Origin of the sequence: Spirosoma arboris (genome assembly GCF_009754945.1) — a bacterium.
Lineage (GTDB): Bacteria > Bacteroidota > Bacteroidia > Cytophagales > Spirosomataceae > Spirosoma > Spirosoma arboris.
In genome coordinates this window covers 1-22,072 of record NZ_WPIN01000006.1, presented here as the reverse complement: position 1 = coordinate 22,072, position 22,072 = coordinate 1, and the positions used below count along the sequence as shown (strand labels likewise).

The window sequence follows — 22,072 nt, the reverse complement described above, 5'->3', positions numbered from 1 at the left end:
AAGAAAATGACCGCAGTTAGGGTTAACTGCGGTCATCAACTATACAAGAACTCTTTACTTTATCAATTCCGCAACGCCTTGCCGCCTGTTAGCAGGCTTTGAATTCGCTCCAGCGTTTTCTTTTCGCCTGTTAAGGAGAGGAAAGCTTCCCGTTCCAGGTCGAGCAGGTATTGCTCAGATACATTTTGTGGGCTGCTCAAATCGCCCCCACAAATAACGTAAGCGAGTTTGTCGGCAATTTTCCGGTCATGATCCGAAATGTAGCGACCCATATGCATGGCTGTAACACCCGCCCGGAACAGTGCGATACCCGTTTTTCCCTGCACCTTAATGTCGGTACGTGGTTTGGGTTGCGTGTAGCCATTGTCGGCCAGCTCAATGGCAGCTTGTTTTGCTTCGGCTAACAGGCGACTACGGTTCAGCACAATCTGATCAGTAGAGCGGAGGTAGTTCATTTCGCGAGCCTCCTGCGCTGAAGTCGAAACTTTCGCCGTAGCAATGTTCATGAACACGTTTTGCAGGATGTTCAATTCGGGGTCGCCGGTTTGGTAGAGATCAGACGCCCGAGCGGCCATTTCTTTTGTTCCGCCACCAGCAGGGATCAAACCAACACCCACTTCGACCAGACCAATATAGCTCTCAGCATGCGCAACAACACGGTCGGCATGAAGTGTGGCTTCGCAACCGCCACCCAGCGTAAGTGTATGCGGAGCCACAATAACCGGAACCGACGAGTATCGCAACCGAGCGATGAGTTTCTGAAATTGGGCAATCATCAGATTTACTTCGTCGAACTCCTGCTCTACGGCAAACATGAACAGCATAGCCAGATTAGCGCCTGCAGAAAACGCTTCTGTCGAGTCGTTCCCAACAACTAGTCCCCGGAAGTCTTTCTCAGCCAGGGCAATACCTTTGTTCAAGGCTTCCGAAACTTCTTGTCCAAAGGTGTTCATTTTACTACGGAATTCTACATTTAGAATCCCGTCGCCAAGGTCAACGATGTTGGCCCCTGCGTTTTTCCAGACGATGTTATTACTGAGATTTTCCAGAATGGTAAACGCTTCGGCACCCGGAATAACCTTGTAGCTTTTCGTTGGGATGTCGTAATATTTCCGCTTGCCATTTTCGACTTTGTAGAAGGCATCGAAACCCGCATCGAGCATGTCGTACACCCATTGCGCGGGTTTCTTCCCAAGCGACTCGATCAGTTCAACACCTTTTTTAACACCAATGGCATCCCAGGTTTCAAACAACCCCAGCTGCCAGCCAAAACCAGCCGTAATCGCAGCATCGATCCGGTAGAGTTCGTCCGAAATTTCGGGAATACGGTACGTAGCGTAACGGAAACCATCGGCAAAGATCTGACGGTAAAATTCACCCGCTTTGTCTTTACCAGCAATGAGTACCGGAAAACGCTTTTTGAGATTATCAATTGCCTTCGTACTTTCCAGCGTCGCGAATTTGACCTTTTCAGAAGGCTTGTACTCAAACGTTTTCAGATCGAGCGCCAGAATCTGCGTTTGGCCTTTATCGTCCTTCGTTTTCTTATAATAACCTTGCCCGGTTTTATCGCCAAGCCATTTATTTTCCATTAATTTCTGCACAGATGCAGGCAACTCAAACGATGCTCTCGATTCGTCATGTTGCATTTTAACGAGGTTACCCGCCACATTGGTCGTTGTATCCAATCCCACCACATCCGACAGGCGGAAAGTCCCCGACTTGGGGCGGCCCACCACCGGACCTGTGAGTTTGTCTACTTCTTCTACGGTCAGGCCCAGTTCTTCGGCCACGCGAATAGTCTGAATCAATGACTGGATACCGAGTCGGTTGGCAATGAAACCGGGCGTGTCTTTACACAAAACCGTCGTTTTGCCAAGGTACAGATCGCCATAGTTCATCAGGAAATCGACAACGGCAGGATCGGTATCGGGGCCGGGAATGATCTCGAGCAGACGCAGGTAACGCGGAGGATTGAAGAAGTGCGTTCCGCAGAAATTCCGGCGAAAATCATCACTACGTCCTTCCGTAAGCAAGTGCATCGGAATACCCGACGTGTTCGAGGTGATTAATGTACCGGGCTTTCGAAATTGTTCAACTCGCTCATAAACAGAGCGCTTTACATCTAATCGTTCTACGACTACCTCAATTACCCAATCGAAACTGGAAATATCTTTCAGGTTATCGTCAAAATTCCCTAGCTTGATTCTGTCGGCAAATTTCGGGCTGTATAAAGAGGCCGGACTGGCTTTCAGCATGGTTTGGAAAGCATCTGTAACAATGCGATTCCGAACCAGTGGACTGGCCGTTGTTAAGCCTTTAGCCTGCTCCAGTTCATTGGGTTCTTTTGGCACAATGTCCAACAACAGCACATCGACGCCAATATTAGCAAAGTGAGCCGCAATACGCGAACCCATAATACCCGACCCCAGCACAGCTACGCGCCGAATTGTACGATTTTTTGTTTGACTCCTGGGTTTTTCTAAGGTAGCTTCCATGGTTTAGTTTGACTCGGTAATTGGATTGACCCGCAGATCAGGTAGATGTAGTGGATACATTAGTAGCAAAAGAATCTGCGTAAATCCGCTATATCTGCCTTGTCTGCAGGCTTATTTTAAAACAATTAGTCTAGTGGCAGTTCTTCCGCTTCGCCAGCTTTGATGCGGGCGTTTTCTTCTTCAACCATCCTATTGATGTCTTTCATTACTTCCAGAAAGACAACCAGCTTATCGAGCGGGATTCGCTCCCGAATCATGTTATTGAATTGGATAACGCCATCGCGGGCCATTTCGCGTTTGGCTTTTCCTTCTTCGGTCAGGTAAATTCGAACGAAGCGTTTATCATTACCATCCACTTCACGTCGAATCAGACCACGTTCTTCCAGGTTTTTGAGCATTCTAACTAACGAACGCGGCTCCATACCCAGCAGGGGACCAATTTTGGTGGCTGGGGTTCCTTCTTCCAGATCTATATTAAGCAGCACGTAGCCAATCGCCATGGTAATGTCGAAGCGGGCTGCATAGGCGTTGTACATGCGTGAAATAGCATGCCAACCCCATTTTATATGAAAATCAACCGTTTTCTCCTTTTTCATGATAGGTGTCTCCAGATCTCATCTGGACGTAAATCTACCACTTTTTCATAAAAACCGTATGCATGCATACCAATTATCTGGTCGCGTAAGTGGTCCTGTCGGGATTTTATGAACCTGCTGACCGGGTGGAGTTAACCATATTCCAGAATTTACACAAAGGCCACTAAAGGATTGACTAATTCCTCACGAAGATAGGCATCCACCCTGTAGGTCAAAACACACAACCCGTGATCTGTTATGTTACTTATTCATTTACCCCAACATTTGGTTCATCAACCACATTTATTCCCGCCTACACAGTCGATATCGTAATTTTGTAACTCATCTCATCTATGAATGGTAGCCTGGTTAAGAATTCATGGTAAACAGTTATTAATTGGTGTTGCCTTAGCGGCACTGCCCTTGGTCTATTTTGTGTATCAGGGTGTAAGCTGGCGTCCGCTTAACCCACACGAACATATTATTCAAAATGGGCTGGCTTATCTACTGCTGTTGCTCTTCTCCTATTATAACCACACTGTATTTGTCCCACGCTGGTTTCTGGCCAAGCAATATGGGCGATACACGCTTATTGCAGTCTGTTGCGTTTTAACTATCGCATTTCTTCCGTATCGGATTGAGCAATGGGCTTACTTTAAAGCACCTCAGGAGAATACCCCGTTGGCCTGGGCCCGGCAACTATTTGTGGAAGAAATGATGCTGGAACCTCATTCTGGCCCGCCAGACCGGGCACATCCGGACGATCTTAATCCCCACGACAAACGAGGATTTCCCGAACCGCCGAATGGCCCGCACCCAGACAGGCGGCAAAGAGATCACCACGGTCCCCCGTTTACGCTCTTGCTTCCGGTTAAATTGGCTCTCTTTTTCCTATTGGGCAGTGTAAGTACCCTGTTGTCGATCTCGGTACAAACGGCCAACCGGCTCCGACAGGTTGAAAACGATCAGTTGAAAGCCGAATTACAGCAACTTAAAGCGCAGATCCATCCTCATTTCCTGTTTAATACACTCAATAGCATTTATTCATTGGCGATCCGGAACGACGAGCGGACAGCAGATACGATTGTCAAGCTCTCGGAGTTTATGCGCTACATCATTCGGGATGCGCATCGAGATAAGGTGCCGTTGTCAACAGAGGTTAATTACATTGCTAATTATATTGATTTACAAAAGGCTCGCTTACGAGATGCGGTTCAGATTGATTACCAGTTGGAAGGAGACCAAAATCGCTTACAAATTGCACCACTGCTCCTATTCTCATTCATTGAGAATGCGTTCAAATATGGCGTTAGCCCAGAAGAAGATTCCCTGATTATCATTCATTTATCTATACAAGATGAGCGACTACGGTTGTATGTGGCCAACAACAAGGTAGACGTTAATCAACTGGAAAAATCAACGACTGTTGGGCTAAAAAACGCACGGGAGCGACTTAGGCTCCTTTACCCGAATGCACATGAACTAGTAATTGAGGACACCCCGATGCATTACCGTGTTACATTAACCCTCACCTTATCATGATGAACGCGATAGCCCTGGATGATGAGCGTCCTGCGTTGGATGTAATTGAGGCCTTCTGTAATCGTATCGATTCAATAAAATTGGTTAAAACTTTCACGCGTACCGGCGAAGCCCGCTTGTATCTGGAAGCTAATCCGATAGACCTCATCTTTTTAGATATCAACATGCCCAAAGAGTCTGGGTTGGCATTTTTCAGATCTATTACCCAACAAACCCTGGTTATTTTCACAACGGCTTATAGTGAATTTGCCGTCGAGAGTTACGAAGTATCGGCCGTCGATTACCTACTAAAACCGTTTACTTTTGATCGGTTTGGGCAGGCCATACAGCGGGCACAGGCGCGGTGGCAGTCGCTACGACAACCAGGTAGCAATACCATGGAAAGCCCAGAGCAAACTTTCTTATACTTCCGGGTCGATTTCAATCTGGTGAAGGTTACTCTAAGTGATATCCTGTTTATCGAGGGATTGGATAACTACCTGAAGATCCATCTAAAAGAAGGCGCCCCACTAGTCGTACGGCTTACCTTAAAAGCCATGCTGGATAAGTTACCAGCCCGAAACTTCATTCGCGTTCATCGCTCATTCATTGTTGCCATCGACAAAATTGAAGCGCTCCGAAACCGGATGATCCTGATTGGGGATGAAGAAATTCCTGTTGGGAGTAGTTACGAAAAGGATTTCTTTAGCCTTTTCCGCCGATAGATTTACCCCCTTGCCAGGCAGCTTGCCGAGGCCATTCAATCAATAAAAAGCCTGTTCACCCCTACCCAGCACCTATTCACCACAAATCACTACGTATGGGCAACACTTGCCCAGGTCTTTACGTAACGGTTATTAAGTAATTATACTCTTCTTACAAAACAAGATTCATTTTCCATGAAAAGGAATATTCTAGTTACTAGCATAGCTTTAGCACTGATTTTTAGTGGCTTAGCTATCTTGGAAGCCTGCAAGTCTACTGATGATACGGTTACACCGACCTCAACTTCAGGTACTACGACTACGACCACAAGCTCAAGTGCTATCACAACGACACTCTCCGCTACGGCGACTACCACTACCTGTGCGTCCACTGGCGTAGCTCAGATTGTTTGTCTGGCTGAAGCCTTCAAGGCTACTTTGACTACTACGCAACTGGCCACGGCCCAGCTGACCTATTCCAAAACGAATGCTCAGAAATGGTCGAACCTACCGGCTGGACTCTCTGCCCGAATCGGGATCAATCTTGGTTCACTTTCCTCCACACAATTAGCCGCTTTCCGCAACCTGATGGTGGGCTTACTGGCCTTGGGTACGACCAACGAAGGGTACGACGAGATGATCGGCAATCTGGCAGCTGACGATTATCTGAATACGATTGGTGGCGGCTCCGATTATGGGGCTGGAAACTACTATCTGTCATTCCTGGGCACTCCCAGCACAACGGGATTATGGTCGATTCTGTTTACCGGTCACCACTATACCCAGCCTTTCACCTTCAACGCCGGGGCCGTTACTGGCGTCACGCCCGCTTTCCGGGGGACCGAGCCACAAGCAGCTGTTACGGCCGCCAACCGAACCTACCAGGCCTTTGAGCAGGAGCGAGTCGCGTTTGGAGCTATGCTGACGGGCCTAAGCACGAGCGAGCAGACGACGGCTAAGCTATCAGGTACATATACGGATCTGGTACTTGGGCCTGGTCAGGACGGTAAGTTTCCCGCCACCAAGGTAGGCTTGCAAGTTGGTTCGCTAAGCTCAGACAAACAAGCCCTGGTACTGAGTGCCATCAAGCTCTACGTCAATGATCTGGAAGCCACCACTGCCGCCACCGTGCTAACTAAATATACATCGGAATTAGCCAGTACCTATATTTCGTATTCGGGAACGACAGCGATGGCTTCTCAAGGCGACTATGTACGTATTGATGGGCCAAGTGTGTGGATCGAGTTTTCGTATCAGGGGGGTGTCATTATCAAGAATACGCCCCACTCTCACTCGGTATGGCGCGATCATACCTCCGACTACGGTGGTAATTAAGTAATTTTTCTCGTGAAGCATCAACCTTTTTCCATCAGCCGTTCATACGGATGGCTGATGGTTTTCTTAATCGGTCTTTTGGCAGTCGGGCTGTCAAATGTATCCTCGGCACACCCAATGCCTAATTCGGTAGTGCTGCTGAATGTACACGCCAACCGAATTGACGCTGAGGTGCAGATTCCACTAAGCGAATTACAGGCAGCTTTTGGTCACGCCGTTAACGACTCAGCAGCTCATCTGATTGACCGGCTCGGCCCTCAGTTGCGGGCTTACCTGATCCAACATATCCGTCCCCAAAGTCCTGATGGACAGAATTGGTCTGTATCGATAGGGAAATTGGCGGTACTGGAAACCCAGAACCCAATTAACGGAGTGTACCGCGAATTGATGGCGGAGGTCAAACTAGTTCCTCCAATTGGGCAGGTCGTTCGGCAGTTCGTCTTTTACTATGACGCTGTCCTCCATCAGGTGGTGACCCATAAAATATTGGTCTCCGTTCGGCAGGATTGGGCGAATGGATTACTAGCCGATAATTCCCCAGCTCAGGTAGGTATTATTAGTCTGGATATTGTGAATAACCGAATCCTACCTCTGACTGTTAGTCTGGAGTCGGGTAGTATCTGGTCGGGATTTTCGTCTATGGTAAAACTCGGGACGAAGCACATTGCCGAGGGTACTGACCATCTGCTGTTTTTGCTCGTATTGCTACTGCCTGCCCCATTGCTGGTCACTGGTCGTTCATTCCGACGATTCGGCTGGGGTCACTTTGGTGGGGTTCGCTATAGTCTTCGGCATATTTTGCTGATCGTTACTGCCTTCACCATTGGTCATTCATTGACTCTACTGTTGGGGGCAATGGAGTGGGTCCGGTTACCGAGCCAACCCGTTGAAGTGCTCATTGCGGTGTCCATTCTGGTGTCGGCGATTCATGCCGCTCGACCTTTGTTTCCGGGTCGAGAAGCCTGGGTGGCGGCTGGCTTCGGACTGGTTCACGGGCTGGCTTTTGCCAGTACGCTGGCTAACCTTCAACTGGATGCGGGCCCAATGGCACTGAGTATTCTGGGTTTCAACCTGGGTATTGAACTAATGCAACTCCTGATTATTGGTCTGACGATTCCCTGGCTGATGTTGCTGAGTCGCACACCTGCTTACCGGGTTGTTCGGTTAACCGGTGCTTTTCTGGCTGCCATTGCGGCTATTGCCTGGGTGATTGAGCGTATCACCGGTCAGCCTAATAGCCTGACAAAGGGAATAGAGCTGGTTGCAAGCTTTACTCCGTATGGACTGGGCGTATTGGCTGTGATCGCCCTATTGCTCACCTGGCGAATGAAGCGAGCGAACCAACTACCTGCCTAATAATTACTTACAAAGCCGTATCTGGTGTCCTTAATAAGTTGGGCAGCTTTTCGATCAATTTATTGGGTACACCATAACCTTTAAATACTCTCAGGCTATATTATTCACTTTAACAAAGCCAAAACGCCCAACTTAAAAGTCGGGCGTTTTGGCTTTGTTAACTATGGGGCACGATTACAGTTTCTCTTTCGCTACTTTAACATCCTTCTTGGCCTGGTCTTTTACCAGCTCGCCTTCCTGCTTCATGTGTTCTTTTCGATGCGCTTTCAGAGCTTGTTTATCACCCGTCGCCTTATCTGTTTCACGAGCCGCTTTATTGACTTTTAAAGCTGCCTTATCCGCAGCGACTTCGCCTTTCGCTTCAACAACTTCAGCTTTTTTCTTGATTTTGTTATCCTGGGCCTGAGCCATGCTCAAGGTGAGAGCAAGGGCCGCAACGATTGCAATTACTTTTTTCATAACGTTTTTTGGGGCAATCCCGTTAGTGAGTGTTAGTTTCATAAGAGCCAATTCACTACCTAGCGAATCTACTTATACCCATTTAACAAGCATTGAGTAATCTTGTTTATAATTCGGGAGTGTATTAAAAAATATTAATGATGAATAGCGTCGTTAGTTTAGCAATCGGGATGGCCGGCACTATGCCTTGTTCAGCGCTTTAACAAACGAAATTAGCTCTTGTATATTCAGTACAAAATCGATGGGAGCGCTCAGTATGGCTTGTTGGGGCATAAAGGCAACCTGTGCCGTTTCGGGCTGCTGAACGATCGTAACACCTCCAGCCCGTTTAATGGCGCTCAAGCCATTGGTACCATCGGCATTAGCGCCCGACAGCAAAATACCAACCAGCGAAGGGCCATATACATCGGCAGTCGATTCAAACGTCACGTCAATAGACGGGCGACTGTAATTGACCTTTTCAGAATCATCCAGGGAAAACGTACCATCCTGTTCGATCAGGAGATGATAATCAGCGGGAGCCAGGTAGATCATACCCGGCACAATACTGTCTTTGTCATCTACCTCTTTGAGTGGTAGGTTTGTTTTGAGCGAAAACAGGTTTGCTAAGGTCGAATCTGAGGTATTTTTCCGATGCAAAACAATGATAAGTGCAAATGACAACGTAGGCGGTAAAGCAGGTAGCAATTTCAACAAGACGTCGATGCTGCCGGTAGACCCCCCGATAAGCACAATTTTACAATCGTCTATTACTTGATTTTCCGCCATATTTTTTCGGTTTCAACTTGCTGGAATTGAAGCTGTATGCTGGAAAACTTCAGGGTTTCTTTGGCTCCTAGTGCCAAATAACTAAGCGGTCCTAAGCTTTCATTAAATAGGGTTAGTACGCGCTCCTGTAAGGCTTTGTCAAAATAGATTAACACGTTTCGACACAGGATCAGATCAAACTCATTGAAGGAGCGATCCGACACTAAATTATGGGTCGAGAATACCATTTTCCCCGCCAGCTCTTCATTGAACTTAACATGACCATACTGCGCAGTATAATAGCTTGAAAAATCGTTTTTGCCACCCGATAGAATGTAGTTTTCGGAATACTGCTTCATGGGACTTAGCGCAAAAATCCCTTTGCGAGCGATGTCCAGTACTTCCGAATTCAGGTCTGTGGCATATAGCAACGATTTATGCAACAGGTTGGCTTCCTTGAGCAGGATAGCCATTGAAAACACTTCTTCGCCTGTTGAGCAGCCAGCATGCCAGACACGAATAAAGGGCTTGGCAGCTAGCTTACTAAGCACGTCTGTTCGGAGTGTTTTATAGAACAGCGGATCACGGAACATTTCAGTAACGTTCACAGTCAGCTCTTCCACAAATCGCTTCAGGTAATTTGGGTCTGATCGAACCCGATAACGCATCTCTGCAAAGCTCGGAAACTTATCCAGAGACCACAGCCGGTTAATCCGTCGCTTCAACGACGCTCTGGCATAATGGGTGAAATCATACCCATACACCTCAAGCAGGTCATTTAGCAAAAGATCTACCTCTTTTTCCTCAATCATTTTTTGTTGGATACTGTTAATTCCACGGATTCTGTTGACTCTATTTATGATAAAATCCGGCTATCAATTGGCTAGAATCATTAACATCCATAGAATCTAAATTATGTTTCCTTTAAATGCCTGACAGCAAGTGCAATAGTCGATCAACGTCAATTGGCTTGGCAATGTATTCTGTAGCACCAGCCCGCAGGCACTTTTCCCGGTCGCCAACCATTGCCTGTGCTGTAACCGAAAAAATAGGCGTGTTTTCCCGATTTGCCAGACTTTTGATACGCGGAATAGCTTCATAACCGTCCATATCAGGCATCATCATATCGATCAGAATTGCGTCGATTACCACATCGGTTTTGAGCAGTTCCAGCGCTTCCCGAGCACTTAGGCAAGACAGACATTCGAACGATTTAGCCTTCAGTGTGGCCGTGAGGGCAAAAATATTTCTTGAATCATCATCAATAATCAAGATTCGTTTTTTAGGCATGGTGTTGATTTTTTGTCTCCGTGCATCTGTGTATACTAATTTTTACTATGATCTGTCATAAAGCCAGACGCGTAGCAGAGACACCAGTTGGTCGATGTCCACGGGCTTGGTAATATAGTCCGATGCCCCGGCCTGAATGCACTTTTCCCGGTCGCCAGTCATGGCTTTGGCCGTAACGGCAATGACGGGTAAGTTCTTCCATTGATAATGTTCCCGAATCTTTTGGGCCGTTTCGTAGCCATCCATCTGAGGCATCATCATATCCAGTAATACGATATCAATTGTCGGATTCTCGGCTAACTTTTGAAGGGCTTCCTTACCATCCAGAGCGGCAATAACGGTCATGTTGTATTGCTCTAATGCCTTCGATAACGAGAAGATATTTCGCACATCATCATCGGCGACCAGAACTGTTTTATTGTCGAGTACCTGACTCAGTCCCCGCATCTTTTTCGAACCACTGTTGCTATCGGACTGTTTGTTTTCTTCAACCAGGTGTAAAAAGAGCGATACCTCATCAAGCATACGCTGATACGAATGGGCCGTTTTGACAATGATCGAATCCGCGTATTTTTTAATTTTCAACTCTTCGGACATCGACAGGCTCTTGCCCGTAAAGATGATAATGGGCAGGTTTTCGAGCCCAGGGTTTTTCTTCGCTTCTTCCAGGGTTTCGTAGGCTTTATGATCTGGAATACCCATGTCCAGAATCACACAATCGACTTCCTTACTTCTCAGTGCACTAATGCCCTCAGCAATGTTACTTTTCAGTTCTGATTTAATACTGAATGTCTCCAGAAAGTAAGCCAACGCTTTGGCATGCTTGGGGTTATCTTCAATGATCAGAACTTTCTTATGGTTGCGATCCAGCACATATTCGAGCTTTTTGAAAACGTCCTGCATCTGCTCAAACGCCATCGGCTTGTCGACAAAATCAATAGCCCCTTTCAGTAGACTCTCATTCTTGAGCTTGTGCGACGACATGATATGCACCGGAATTGGCCGGGTTTGTGGATCAGCTTTCAGGGCATCCATCACCTCCCAACCGCTCATAACCGGCAACTGAATATCGAGCAGGATACCAATCGGCTTGTAAATAGCCGCCAGTTTCAGCCCTTCGTCACCCCGAACTGATACGACCCCTTTGTAGCCTTTTTTGCGGGAATAATCCAGCAACGATTTCGCGAAGTTCGTATCGTCTTCAATAATCAGGATTGTTTTGTCCCCTTCCTTAATTGCATTTCGATCATCGGGAATTGCTTCTGGAATGGTAGCGCTGATGTATTTATCGGGAACGGCGGTTCCAGATATGGGCAGTTGACTCTGTGGTGCCGGGCTTATTACTGATTCTGTTGGGAGAGAGTCAGCGCCCGAAACAGGTATATGAACCGTGAATTCACTACCCTCATTCACTTTACTTGTCAATTTAATCTCGCCCCCGAGTAATTTAGCCAGCTCACGGCTGATCGATAATCCTAAGCCGGTTCCGCCATATTTCCGTTTGGTAGAGCCATCGGCCTGCTGGAACGCTTCGAAAACAAGTGGCTGTTTTTGTAGTGGTATACCAATACCCGTATCCTTCACCACAAAGCAGAGAGTCGGGTGGATAGCCTCGCCATCGCCGGTACGTTTGGTCTTGGCTTTATTTTTTTGAACCGTAAGGGTAACGCTGCCACTCGATGTGAACTTGATGGCATTCGAGAGTAGATTCTTCAGAATTTGGCCCAGCCGCATTTTGTCGGTTTCAATAACGGCCGGCACATCGGGCTCAACGGTTATCGAAAAATCAAGACCTTTCTCTTTGGCAAGCACACCAAACAGCGACTGTAGCTCATCGGTCACTTCCTGAATGGTTACGTCCTGGTAATCCAGTTTCATCTGTCCGGCTTCAATTTTGGACAGGTCCAGAATTTCGTCGATAAGGCCAAGCAAACCGTTACCCGACGACTGGATTACCTTGGCGTATTCAACCTGATCACCGTTCAGATTTTCGTCCGTATTCTCGGCCAGTAATCGGCTCAATAATAAAATCGAATTGAGCGGAGTACGAAGCTCGTGCGACATATTGGCCAGAAACTCCGATTTGTAGCGGGTGGCCAATTCCAGCTCGTCGGCTTTTTTCTGTATCTCGCTGGTTTTCTCTTCCAGCAAAAGGCCACGTTCTTCGAGTTCGGTATTGGTTTGCTGAAGTTCTTCCTGCTGAACACGCAGTTCCTCTTCCGACGCCTGGAGTTTCTGGGCCTGCATTTCCAGTTCAGCATTCAGATTTTCCAGCTCATTATGCTGCGCCTGCAATTCCTCCGATTGGGCCTGGGTTTCTTCCAGAAAGTTCTGTAACTTACTATAATCCAGGGCCGCATTGACCCCAATCGCCACCGCTTCCAGATTGCGTTCGATAAAATCGATGACTAACAAGTCGGGTTTGCGCAGGAAACCCAGTTCAATTGCCCCAACACAGGTATCGGCGTAAATCAACGGGGCAATCACTAAGGATGTTGGGCGAGTGTCGCCCAGTGACGATGTTATACGGCTGTAATCGGTCGGTACATCATCGACAATAATCATTTTTTTACGTTCAATTGCTTGCCCAATCAACCCTTCTCCAGGATTGACCATAGCTGGCACTTGCTGAGCAGCATAGCTCCCTGACAGCTTAAAACTTGACTCATTATCGACCAGATAAACCGTACCCAGTGGAGCGTCCACGTAATTGGCAATCGTATCAATTAAATACGTTGCCAGCTTTTTTAAATCTTTCTGACCCCGAATGGCATCGCTCAAGGCAACCGAACCAGTTTGTAGCCAATTTTTATTGTTTAAGTCTGTAAATGTCTGTTCCAGTGAGGTTGTCATCTGGTTCAGTGCTTTCGATATGCGACCTAATTCATCATCCTGTTCGTCGGTACTCCGTACCGAATAGTCTCCTCCGGCAATATCCTGCGTGATGTCCTCCATCACGGCAATCCGTCTGGCCGTTTCAACGTATTTCTCTTCGTCCAATTTTTGTCGGGCAATCCGATCGTCCAGATCCCGTTTGATCCGCACATACGTAAAGGAGGTAATCAGCATAGACACGATTGCTGCAATAACAAGCAGGAAAGGCGTATAGGTAATGTAAATCTGCTGCTGCTCGATTCGGGATTGAAGTAAGTTTTCTTCCTCTGCTTTCAGCCGGCTAATCACGATCCTCAGCTTATCCATCACCTCTTTACCCCTCAGCATTTCTCTATGCCGCTCGACCGTGTCACGGAGAAATCCTTTATTCTGCCGGACCAGATTAATAATCCGCTGCATCTGCGAAAACTTGGCTTCGTAGAGTTCTTTAGCTTCGGCCAGATTCTTTTGCTGGTCTGGATTATCGATCGTTAACTGACTGAGTCGATCATAGCTGGTCTGTACTTTTTGAAAGCTACCGTTGTAAGGCTGTAGAAAAAGAGGGTCAAGCGAGACAAGGTACCCACGCTGCCCCGTTTCGGCGTCCTTCATATAGGAGATAATATTCTCCGCTTCAATAAGTACCTGATTGGTATGATTAACCAGTTGCGAATTACTGATCAGTTTCTGAATGCTGTAAAATGACGCAACAAGGCTAATAAGCAGTAGGAGTGTTGAGATACTGAAAACAACCTGTAGCTGTTGGATTACCGAATTCGATGTTGAATATTTTGGCATAGGTAGAGGAGTAGGCTAGATTATACAGTTTCGTTAATCACCGGCTGACTAGCTTGCTGCACGGGTAAGACGAGAATAAACCGGGTCCCTTCATCGACGCGGCTCTGTGCCCAAATAAGGCCCTGGTGCTTATCCACATTCTTTTTAGCAATGGCTAAACCGATACCGGTACCCTCGTAAGTAGCTCGATTGTGCAGGCGTTGAAAGATAACGAAGATGCGATCCAGGAATTTTTCGTCGAATCCAATGCCATTATCCTGCACCACAATCCGGCAATACGCTCCTTCTTCTGAAGGAATACCGTCAATATCTTTTGTGTCGATAAGTTCGGCGCTAATGCGAATGACGGGAGGCACATTTTCTTTTGCAAACTTGAGTGCGTTACTGATCAGATTCTGAAAGATTTGCCGCATCCGACTCGGCATTGTTTCAATGATGGGTAGTTTATCAATAGCAATGGTAGCGCCCGTTCTGCTAATGGACTCATCGAAGTCCAGCAGCAATTCATTGAGCATGGCGTTAAGGTCTGTTAGCTGAAATGATTCAGGGTTCGATAGCCGTGAGTAGGCCAGTAAATCATTAATCAGCGACGACATTCGTGCCGATGACCGAATTGATCGATCGAGGTAAGAAACGGCTTCCTCATTGCCTTTGAGGTACTTTTCCTTAATGGTGTCGTTCAACAGCTGGATCTTTCGCAGAGGTTCTTTCAGGTCGTGCGACACGACCCAGGTGAATTGCTGCAATTCATGGTTGGTTCGCTCCAGTTCCAGATTTTTGAGCAGGAGTTCATTGGTGCGTAACTCAACCTGTTGTTCAAGCAGTTCGGCTGCCAGTTTTTGCGGATGAATATCGGTAAAAGTGCCGATCCAGCGGATCAATACATCCTGCTGTCGGATAGGTAGTATACGTAGCAAATGGTAGCGGTACTCGCCCGTTATTAAGTCTTTTAAACGGACCTCGCGGGTAAATTCGGCACTCTGGGCAAATAGCTGATCCCACTCATGGCACAGCATATCCTGTGTGTGGGTTTCCGGAAATGTCTTGGCGCTGGTAGCGTAGCGAAACCAGTGCTGGTTTACGTATTCAATCTGGCCATCGGGAGCCACGGTGAAAGCCATTTGAGGCAAGGTGGACATTACCGCCTGTAACTCCTGAATACGCGCAGCTAACTCCTCCTGAGCACGTTTACGCACATCAACCTCTTTTCGTAGCGAATCCTGTGTAGCCCGCAGTTCCTGTTGCTGCTCATAAAGTCTGTGCAGCGTTTTGACTTTCAGGACCAGTATATCCGGATCGACGGGCTTGGTCAGGTAATCGACTCCACCAGACGTATAGCCCTGAGTAATGAATTTTTTTTCGGTGTTAACAGCCGACAGGAAAATAATGGACGTATCCCTGGCTCTACTGAATCCCGAAATAGCGTTGGCTACTTCAAAACCATCCATGCCCGGCATTTGTACGTCAAGAATGATGACGGCGTAATCCGTTTTAAGGATTTTTTTCAGGGCTTCCTCCCCCGATTCGGCAGTATCCACCGAAAATCGATGCAGCTCAAGAATCTTCTTTAACGGGAGAATATTTTCCTGTCTGTCATCAACAATAAGAATCATGTCAGGGTATTAATTAGAACGTTGAATAAAATGGCCCCTTCACAAAAAAGCGGTCTCGTAGCAACCAGATGGCAAATGCAGCCTATAAAAGCCTAAAATTAATGAGTTACACGAATATTCGCCAGAATTCTGATGCTAGGCAGAAAACAGCGAATTAACCGTAAGCATAAGATAGTCACTCGTACTGGCTGGATGTAACTACATTTTCACTTCTTACTCTATTTATAACCCAGGAATGCGCAGTATTGTGTGCCTGCGAGCGCAACGGCTTGCTGCTGTTCTTCTGAGAGCGGAAAAAACAAATGAGTATCAACCGTAACGGCAGCCTTCTTTATCGTACGTTTCCAGGTGCCTACCACTCGCCCATCGACAACAATGACTGGGCTAAAAATACCATTACCCGCACTCACAATCTGGCTAAGCCCCAATGAGCCTAGTGGCGCTGTCCGATCTTTGTAGGCTACTAAGTATTCGTCGAACGATGGTAACAAATGAACGGTTGGCAATACCGTATAATCAAGAGTTTGAGAAGCCATCCAGCATGTCTGGCCCTGTATAACTTCTGAGATCAGCCTGGATTTAGCTAAGTCAAGTCCTTCTTTTACTTCTGTAACCGTTAAGCCCGACCACCACACGAAATCCTGTAGCGTAGCCGGCCCGTGGCTCGTAAAATAACGTATGGTAAGGCTGGCTAAAGCTTCATCACGTACTAGTCGGTTAGTATGAGGAAACCATTCGTCCAGTAGCGTAAATGTAAATTCTTTGCCTCGTCGATTACCAAAGCAAATCAGACCATCGAAAGCAGCGTTGCCTAACAGAAAATTCAGGCGTAAATCGTGGGTGAGAATGCCAGACTGCGTAAGTGCATCTTTCAGCTCGGGACGGGTTAACTGCTGCCCACCTTCCAACGCACGAATCATGGCCGTCTGACTTTTCGCAAATACAGCTTCGTTTAAGTCGAGCTTGCGGTAGTGAGTTCCGCATTGTGACGCAAGTCGGTGCCTGACTAGCGTTAATAACCACCGGATATCCTCAGCGGCTATAAGGTGTAACGTACTCCGTAATGCCCAGGTACGAATAATGGACTTATCGGCAATGGCTTGTTCAATGGCAGCATCGGTTGTGTTGGGTAAACGCAGGCCAACTGCCCATTTGGCGGCAGCATAATCCTGTGCCTGCATTGCCCCAAACCAGGCGACCAACTCAGCTGGCCGGGTAAATAATGGCTGAGCCAATTGTTGATTAATAAGCCGATGCTGAATAAGGGGTGAATCTGGCATTTTAGTTGGGCCATCCTACTGGTTTAAATGGCGTTCGTTGATCAATAGGGCCACAGACAGCCGTAGGCGGACGAGACGGGCCACCAATGATAAACGTGGGGCCAGGGGATGGTGGGGGCAGATCTTCTGGATGGGGAACACGCGCGTTAAGCGCATAGAATAAAGTGGGAGGAATACCCTCTGCATCTTTTCGGTCGATGTAGTACGGTTTAGCCACAACGGATGAAGCGGTAAAATACCCAACGACAACCTCGTTTAATGCCCTCACATTGTGAACATTCCCCGGCAGTACTGTTGGCGGAGTATCGGACAGGCCGCCTGTATTTTGCGTTTGCAGTTCAAACGAATTGAAGTAGTGATGGGCATCTTTCGTAATAGCCCCTTGCCGAATAACGACCAGGCAGGGACTACGCTGGTAAAAGGGAATGTGTGCAACGGGCCGTCGGGCAATGAGACCTCCATTGCTAAGCTCGTCATCGAAAATATTGATGATATGGCTATGCAGGATTTCCCAACATTGCGTTCGACAAAAATAATCAAATTGAGTAGCCTGAACATACTGATAAGGTAAGCCAGTGAGTGGATAAAAGCAATCCTCCAGCGGCTGATCTGTCGATTGATATGTACCATTATGTAAATCCACTACCTTATTGACAACATAAAGTCCCTGATAACAGGAGCGGCACCAATCTTGGCGTTCATACAACGTCCAATCCCATCGATAATAATTATGCACGTCGACAGGGTCCTGCGTATCCAGATACACATCATGGCCTGCTCTGTAGTGCATATCGATTGCCTCCGCCTGAGAAATACTGGTAGGATTAAACTGAACAGTCAATCGGTCAATAGGGGGCGGTGCAACAGGCATTACCTGCTGAGTAGATAGATAATGTGTCCCATCGTTGAGGGTAAATCGCAGTTGATAGGCATGGCCTGGTCGTCCTTTAAAATCGCTGGGCAGTTGATAGTTACCATCTATGGTCTCATGACAAGCGATCACTTCCGATGAATCGACAACCACTTCGACCGTTGCTTTGGTAATAGGCAGCGTCCCACTTCGACCCGTCAGTCTGTCGCCCTGCGCGCGATTGAGTTGAATGATCATCGGCTCAGCTAAGTCTGTAATGGTACCATCCACGACAATGGCATTTACTGCGTCTCTCTGGCTTTGGTCGAGGGGATCGACGCAAGCCAGAGGCAGCAACAAAGCGGTTAAACAACTGAATCCAAGTAAAACAAACGAGCGCATAGACAGCCACCAGATAGCTCTATTAAAACTGCTTTACGGATTCATTCTACTAGGCAGCCATGACAATTTAATTTATACAGATGTAAGGGCAGGCATTACTCACTTCGCAGGCTTTTAACGGGGCTGGTCAGAGCGGCTCTAATCGAATGAAAACTTATCGTAGCCAAGGCAATCCCCAGAGCAGCTATGCCTGACCAGACAAATACCCACCAACTGATTGTGATTCGATAGGCAAAATCGGCTAACCAATACTGCATCAACCAATAGGTGATAGGTGTAGCTATTAGCTGCGCAGCGATCACTAGTCTGATAACGTCTTGGCTTAACAGCATAACCAGACTGGCGGTAGTGGCACCAACTACTTTCCGGATACCTAATTCTTTCAATCGCTGCTGTGCAGAAAATACTATCTGCCCAAAAAGGCCCAGGCAGGAGATCAGAATGGCAATAATCATGGCCGTTTTAATAAGCGTAACGTCTTTTGTTCGCGCTCATACAAACGGGCAATGGTTTGATCAAAAAAATGATACTGAAACGTTTCATGGGGATAAATCTCTTTCCAGTTAGCCTCAATCCGGGCAATCTGAGCCCCGAATTGGTCCAGTCCGCCCTCACGGGTTGCCAGCTTTACGCTTATTGCTCTTTCGCTGTTTTGGTTGGAACTGAAGAAGAAAGGCTCAATTCGTTCATGGAGTGAATTGGCATGAAAGTCTTTCACCACGCCCACCACTACGCCGGTAGCCTCGTCCATGCCCGTTTGAACCAGTTTACCTATTGCATCGGCAGGCGTCCTAAAGCCTAATTCTCTGGAACAGGTTTGATTAATGAGAAATTCGCCGGGCCTGTTGGCGGAACTAAGATTCCGTCCTGCCAGAATTGTCAAGCCAAACAAAGGCACATACTGGTCGTCAGCAAGCTCATAGGCTGCACCTACTTTGGCGTTAGCGACATCCACATAGCGGATATAAGTTTGCGCATGCCTCTTGGCGGCTGGTGTTTCCAGATGGGTACTCACTTGACGAACACTTGGTAGCTGCCTGATCCGTTCGGCAAACACACCAGACCGATCCTGGGGATTACTCCATGCGGTATAAAACGTGACAATGGCATCGTGCTCAAATCCCAGATCCTTATTCATAATAAATCGGATTTGGTTGCCGGCAATAAAGGTGCAAGCCATAAAAATAAGCGAGATGACGAACTGAAAAACGATCAGTGACTTTCGGAAATAGCTTTTGTTATTTAGTTTCCCTACTCCTCGGCCTTTCAGGCTATTAACAGGCGAATAGGACGCTATAATCGTTGCTGGATAATATCCGGCTACCAGCGAGGTCATCAAAATCACCGACAGCAGGAAGGCAATTGTAGTTGGACTTAGCAAACCTGAACTTACACCAGGCGGTATCATGTCAGGAAATGCATAGATAACGGGTAGCGTAAGAGCGATAGAAAGCCCACCCACCAGTAGTGTAAGTAGCCATGTTTCAACCAAAAATTGACCGATCAAACTGGTCCGGTTGCTACCTAAGGCTTTCCTGACACCAATTTCTTTAGCCCTACCTATCGATTGGGCTGTCGACAGAGTAATAAAATTAATAATGGCAATGAGCAGGCTAAAGGCAGCAATACCCATCAGTCCATACAAGGTTGGCCGATGGGCTTTGCGGGAGTAATTATCCCGATAGTTACTGTCAAAATGAAGATCGGAAAGCGGTTGGAGGGTTAAGGTAGTCGTAAAGCCTGAGTAGGGAGGAACATGACGGCTTAAAAATTGGGGAAATTGCTTTTCTACCTGACCGGGATTCTGCCCGATTGCCAGCTTGGCAAATCCCTGTGCATTCGGATTCCAGTTCCCCCAATTGTCAAGCTGGATTTCCTTCTTTAAAAAGCTTTGCCGGACAGTCGGAAAGGAAATAAAATCGGTAAACGTGAAATCTGTTTGCTTCTCGAAGTCTTTGACGATACCTGAAACCGTCAGTACGAGTGTACTGTCAAACAAGACATCCTGGTACTGAATGGTCTTGCCCAGGATAGCTGATAATGGTTGGCTCTCAAAATATTTATGCGCCTGACTTTCGGTCAATACGACCTTAAAAGGCTCCTGTAAGGCAGTGACCGGACTGCCAGCTAGCCAGTGGTACTTGATGTGGCTCTGCGACGATAATCGGTGAAACTCCCTCGCCGGGCCTGACTGCGTCAAATTCTCTGGGCTGTTTGTTACTGTTTTCTACAACCACCCTCGCATAGTAGTTGTAAAAGGTTGCCACGCTCTCAAATCCTGCCAACTCCTGACGAAGCGTAGCTGGTAACGAATTCGGAGTGCCGCCGATATAACCAGTTTTGCCTTCCGGATCTTGCTGGCGGGCAACAATCCTGTATATACGTTCCTTGTCCGGGAGAAATGTATCATACCCGATTTCATAACGAGTTATGAGAAAAATGACCAGACTGGCACTCAGGCCCATGGATAGTCCGAAGACAGTCAGAGCAGCGTTGGTCTTATGTCTATTGATTATACGCCATGCCGTTTTAATGGAATTTATTACCATGATTGTCGAAAGCAAGGGTTGCGCTATACACTTGTGGCTAAGACGATTGACTCAGCAAAACATTACAGAATCTGGTTTTTTTTGGTCTTAGTTCGCCCAATGATTAACCAAGCCGCTCGGAAATCTGGCCACAAATCAATTCGGCCTTAAACAGAGAATTTAATTGCCCGGCCCCTCAAAAGTTATAGGGCTGGGCGGCAGAAAGATGCGTCAATCTATAGTTTATTTACCCCGTTAATTTCATATTCTTGCACCCATAGCGTGCAGCGAGCCGTAAACCATGATTGGAGTATTTTGTTCGAGAAAATGACAACGTTTAATAAATTCAGGACCTAATAAGCAATAATTACTAAACACTAACATTTGATTCTCAATAAATATATAGTTGTTTGCATTAGATAATTTCTACACCTTAATGTAACAACCATGTTGACAAAGTATACCTTTAGTCTATTTCTTCTTTTAATACTATCATTTTTCAATAAAAGTTTTGCACAAACCCCGCTAGGCGGAATCGTAGCTGGTACGTTAACAAAAGCGAATAGTCCCTACGTTATTACCAGTTCAGTAAACATCCCCACTGGGCAAACACTTACCATAGAGCCAGGGGTAGAGATTCGCTCGATGTTTTATGGGGATCAACTAGTGGTCAATGGTACATTGATTGCCCAGGGCACAGCCACCGACTCAATCCGGTTTGTGGGTTTTGCCAACTCTGCCTACACCGGTTCCTCTCATGGGGGACAACTCTTCTTTTCCAACAGCACCAACTCAGAGTTGGAGTATGTAGCGATGGATCGATGGGGGGATCTGCAGAATTATAGCAATGCGATTTATGTCTACAATTCCTCGGTGAGTATCCGTAACTCCTCCATTCGAAACAGCGAAGGAACCGGTATTTACACCAACTCAACGATGAGTGTCACCAACTCAACGGTACAGAACAATCAGACGGGGATTTACATCACTGGGGGCTCCATCACTCCTATTATCAGTTCGGTGACATTTAGGGGCAATGCTAAAGCCATCGATGCGACGGCTGCCACGGTAGGAGGAATCAGTAACCTGACCAATACGGATATCTATCTCCGAACTGAGGCCTCCACGGTATCCTGTACCATCCCCAAACCGGGTTCAGGCTCTTATTATGTGTTGAACAACTATGGATTTACCATTAAGGAGAACACAACGACCACGATAGAGCCAGGGGTAGAGATTCGT

General features: G+C 47.0%; 17 protein-coding genes. 5 read left to right on the top strand and 12 right to left on the bottom strand.

Annotation, left to right across the window (positions count from 1 at the left end; translation table 11 throughout):
* Positions 1-62 precede the first annotated feature (62 nt).
* The gene (locus GO755_RS17135) at positions 63-2,498 is read right to left on the bottom strand and encodes a 3-hydroxyacyl-CoA dehydrogenase/enoyl-CoA hydratase family protein (RefSeq protein ID WP_157586415.1); all 2,436 of its coding nucleotides are present in this window, start codon (positions 2,496-2,498) and stop codon (positions 63-65) included.
* Positions 2,499-2,623: 125 nt separating this feature from the next.
* Positions 2,624-3,094 (bottom strand): MarR family winged helix-turn-helix transcriptional regulator, encoded by a 471-nt coding sequence (locus GO755_RS17130; RefSeq protein ID WP_157586414.1) that lies wholly within the window; start codon positions 3,092-3,094, stop codon positions 2,624-2,626.
* Between the two features lie 336 nt (positions 3,095-3,430).
* Between GO755_RS17130 and GO755_RS17125 the strand changes: the two genes are divergently transcribed.
* The 4 genes from GO755_RS17125 (at position 3,431) to GO755_RS17110 (ending at position 7,989) form a co-directional block, all read left to right on the top strand.
* Positions 3,431-4,615, top strand: coding sequence for a sensor histidine kinase (locus GO755_RS17125; protein WP_157586413.1), 1,185 nt, complete (start codon positions 3,431-3,433; stop codon positions 4,613-4,615).
* Positions 4,612-5,319, top strand: coding sequence for a LytR/AlgR family response regulator transcription factor (locus tag GO755_RS17120; protein ID WP_317165895.1), 708 nt, complete (start codon positions 4,612-4,614; stop codon positions 5,317-5,319). Before GO755_RS17125 ends, GO755_RS17120 begins: the two co-directional genes overlap by 4 nt.
* Before the next feature lie 174 nt (positions 5,320-5,493).
* Positions 5,494-6,633, top strand: a complete 1,140-nt coding sequence (locus GO755_RS17115; protein ID WP_157586412.1) for a DUF3500 domain-containing protein — start codon at positions 5,494-5,496, stop codon at positions 6,631-6,633.
* Positions 6,634-6,645: 12 nt separating this feature from the next.
* On the top strand, positions 6,646-7,989 hold the full coding sequence (locus tag GO755_RS17110) for a HupE/UreJ family protein (RefSeq protein ID WP_317165894.1): 1,344 nt from the start codon (positions 6,646-6,648) through the stop codon (positions 7,987-7,989).
* Positions 7,990-8,163: 174 nt separating this feature from the next.
* On the opposite strand, the gene GO755_RS17105 is transcribed toward GO755_RS17110, so the two are convergent.
* The 10 genes from GO755_RS17105 to GO755_RS17060 all read right to left on the bottom strand — a co-directional run bounded on the left by GO755_RS17105 (position 8,164) and on the right by GO755_RS17060 (position 20,502).
* Positions 8,164-8,448: a hypothetical protein gene (locus tag GO755_RS17105; protein ID WP_157586411.1), complete on the bottom strand. Its 285-nt coding sequence runs from the start codon at positions 8,446-8,448 to the stop codon at positions 8,164-8,166.
* 180 nt (positions 8,449-8,628) lie between these two features.
* Positions 8,629-9,216, bottom strand: a complete 588-nt coding sequence (locus GO755_RS17100) for a chemotaxis protein CheB (RefSeq protein ID WP_157586410.1) — start codon at positions 9,214-9,216, stop codon at positions 8,629-8,631.
* Entirely contained in the window at positions 9,198-10,007 is an 810-nt protein-coding gene (locus tag GO755_RS17095; protein ID WP_157586409.1) for a CheR family methyltransferase, read from the bottom strand. Before GO755_RS17095 ends, GO755_RS17100 begins: the two co-directional genes overlap by 19 nt.
* A 112-nt stretch (positions 10,008-10,119) precedes the next feature.
* Entirely contained in the window at positions 10,120-10,485 is a 366-nt protein-coding gene (locus GO755_RS17090) for a response regulator (protein WP_157586408.1), read from the bottom strand.
* 45 nt (positions 10,486-10,530) lie between these two features.
* Positions 10,531-14,157, bottom strand: a complete 3,627-nt coding sequence (locus GO755_RS17085; RefSeq protein ID WP_157586407.1) for a response regulator — start codon at positions 14,155-14,157, stop codon at positions 10,531-10,533.
* Between the two features lie 20 nt (positions 14,158-14,177).
* Positions 14,178-15,770 (bottom strand): sensor histidine kinase, encoded by a 1,593-nt coding sequence (locus GO755_RS17080; protein WP_157586406.1) that lies wholly within the window; start codon positions 15,768-15,770, stop codon positions 14,178-14,180.
* A 218-nt stretch (positions 15,771-15,988) separates the two neighbouring features.
* Positions 15,989-17,050, bottom strand: a complete 1,062-nt coding sequence (locus GO755_RS17075) for a winged helix DNA-binding domain-containing protein (RefSeq protein WP_157586405.1) — start codon at positions 17,048-17,050, stop codon at positions 15,989-15,991.
* 1 nt (position 17,051) lies between these two features.
* Positions 17,052-18,302: a DUF4249 domain-containing protein gene (locus GO755_RS17070; protein ID WP_157586404.1), complete on the bottom strand. Its 1,251-nt coding sequence runs from the start codon at positions 18,300-18,302 to the stop codon at positions 17,052-17,054.
* A 95-nt stretch (positions 18,303-18,397) separates the two neighbouring features.
* Positions 18,398-18,757, bottom strand: a complete 360-nt coding sequence (locus GO755_RS17065; protein ID WP_157586403.1) for an ABC transporter permease — start codon at positions 18,755-18,757, stop codon at positions 18,398-18,400.
* Positions 18,754-20,502, bottom strand: a complete 1,749-nt coding sequence (locus GO755_RS17060) for an FtsX-like permease family protein (RefSeq protein WP_157586402.1) — start codon at positions 20,500-20,502, stop codon at positions 18,754-18,756. The genes GO755_RS17065 and GO755_RS17060 overlap by 4 nt, the downstream gene beginning before the upstream one ends.
* A 775-nt stretch (positions 20,503-21,277) precedes the next feature.
* Here GO755_RS17060 and GO755_RS17055 point away from each other — a divergent pair.
* On the top strand, positions 21,278-22,072 hold a 795-nt coding region (locus tag GO755_RS17055), incomplete at its 3' end, for a hypothetical protein (RefSeq protein ID WP_198174856.1).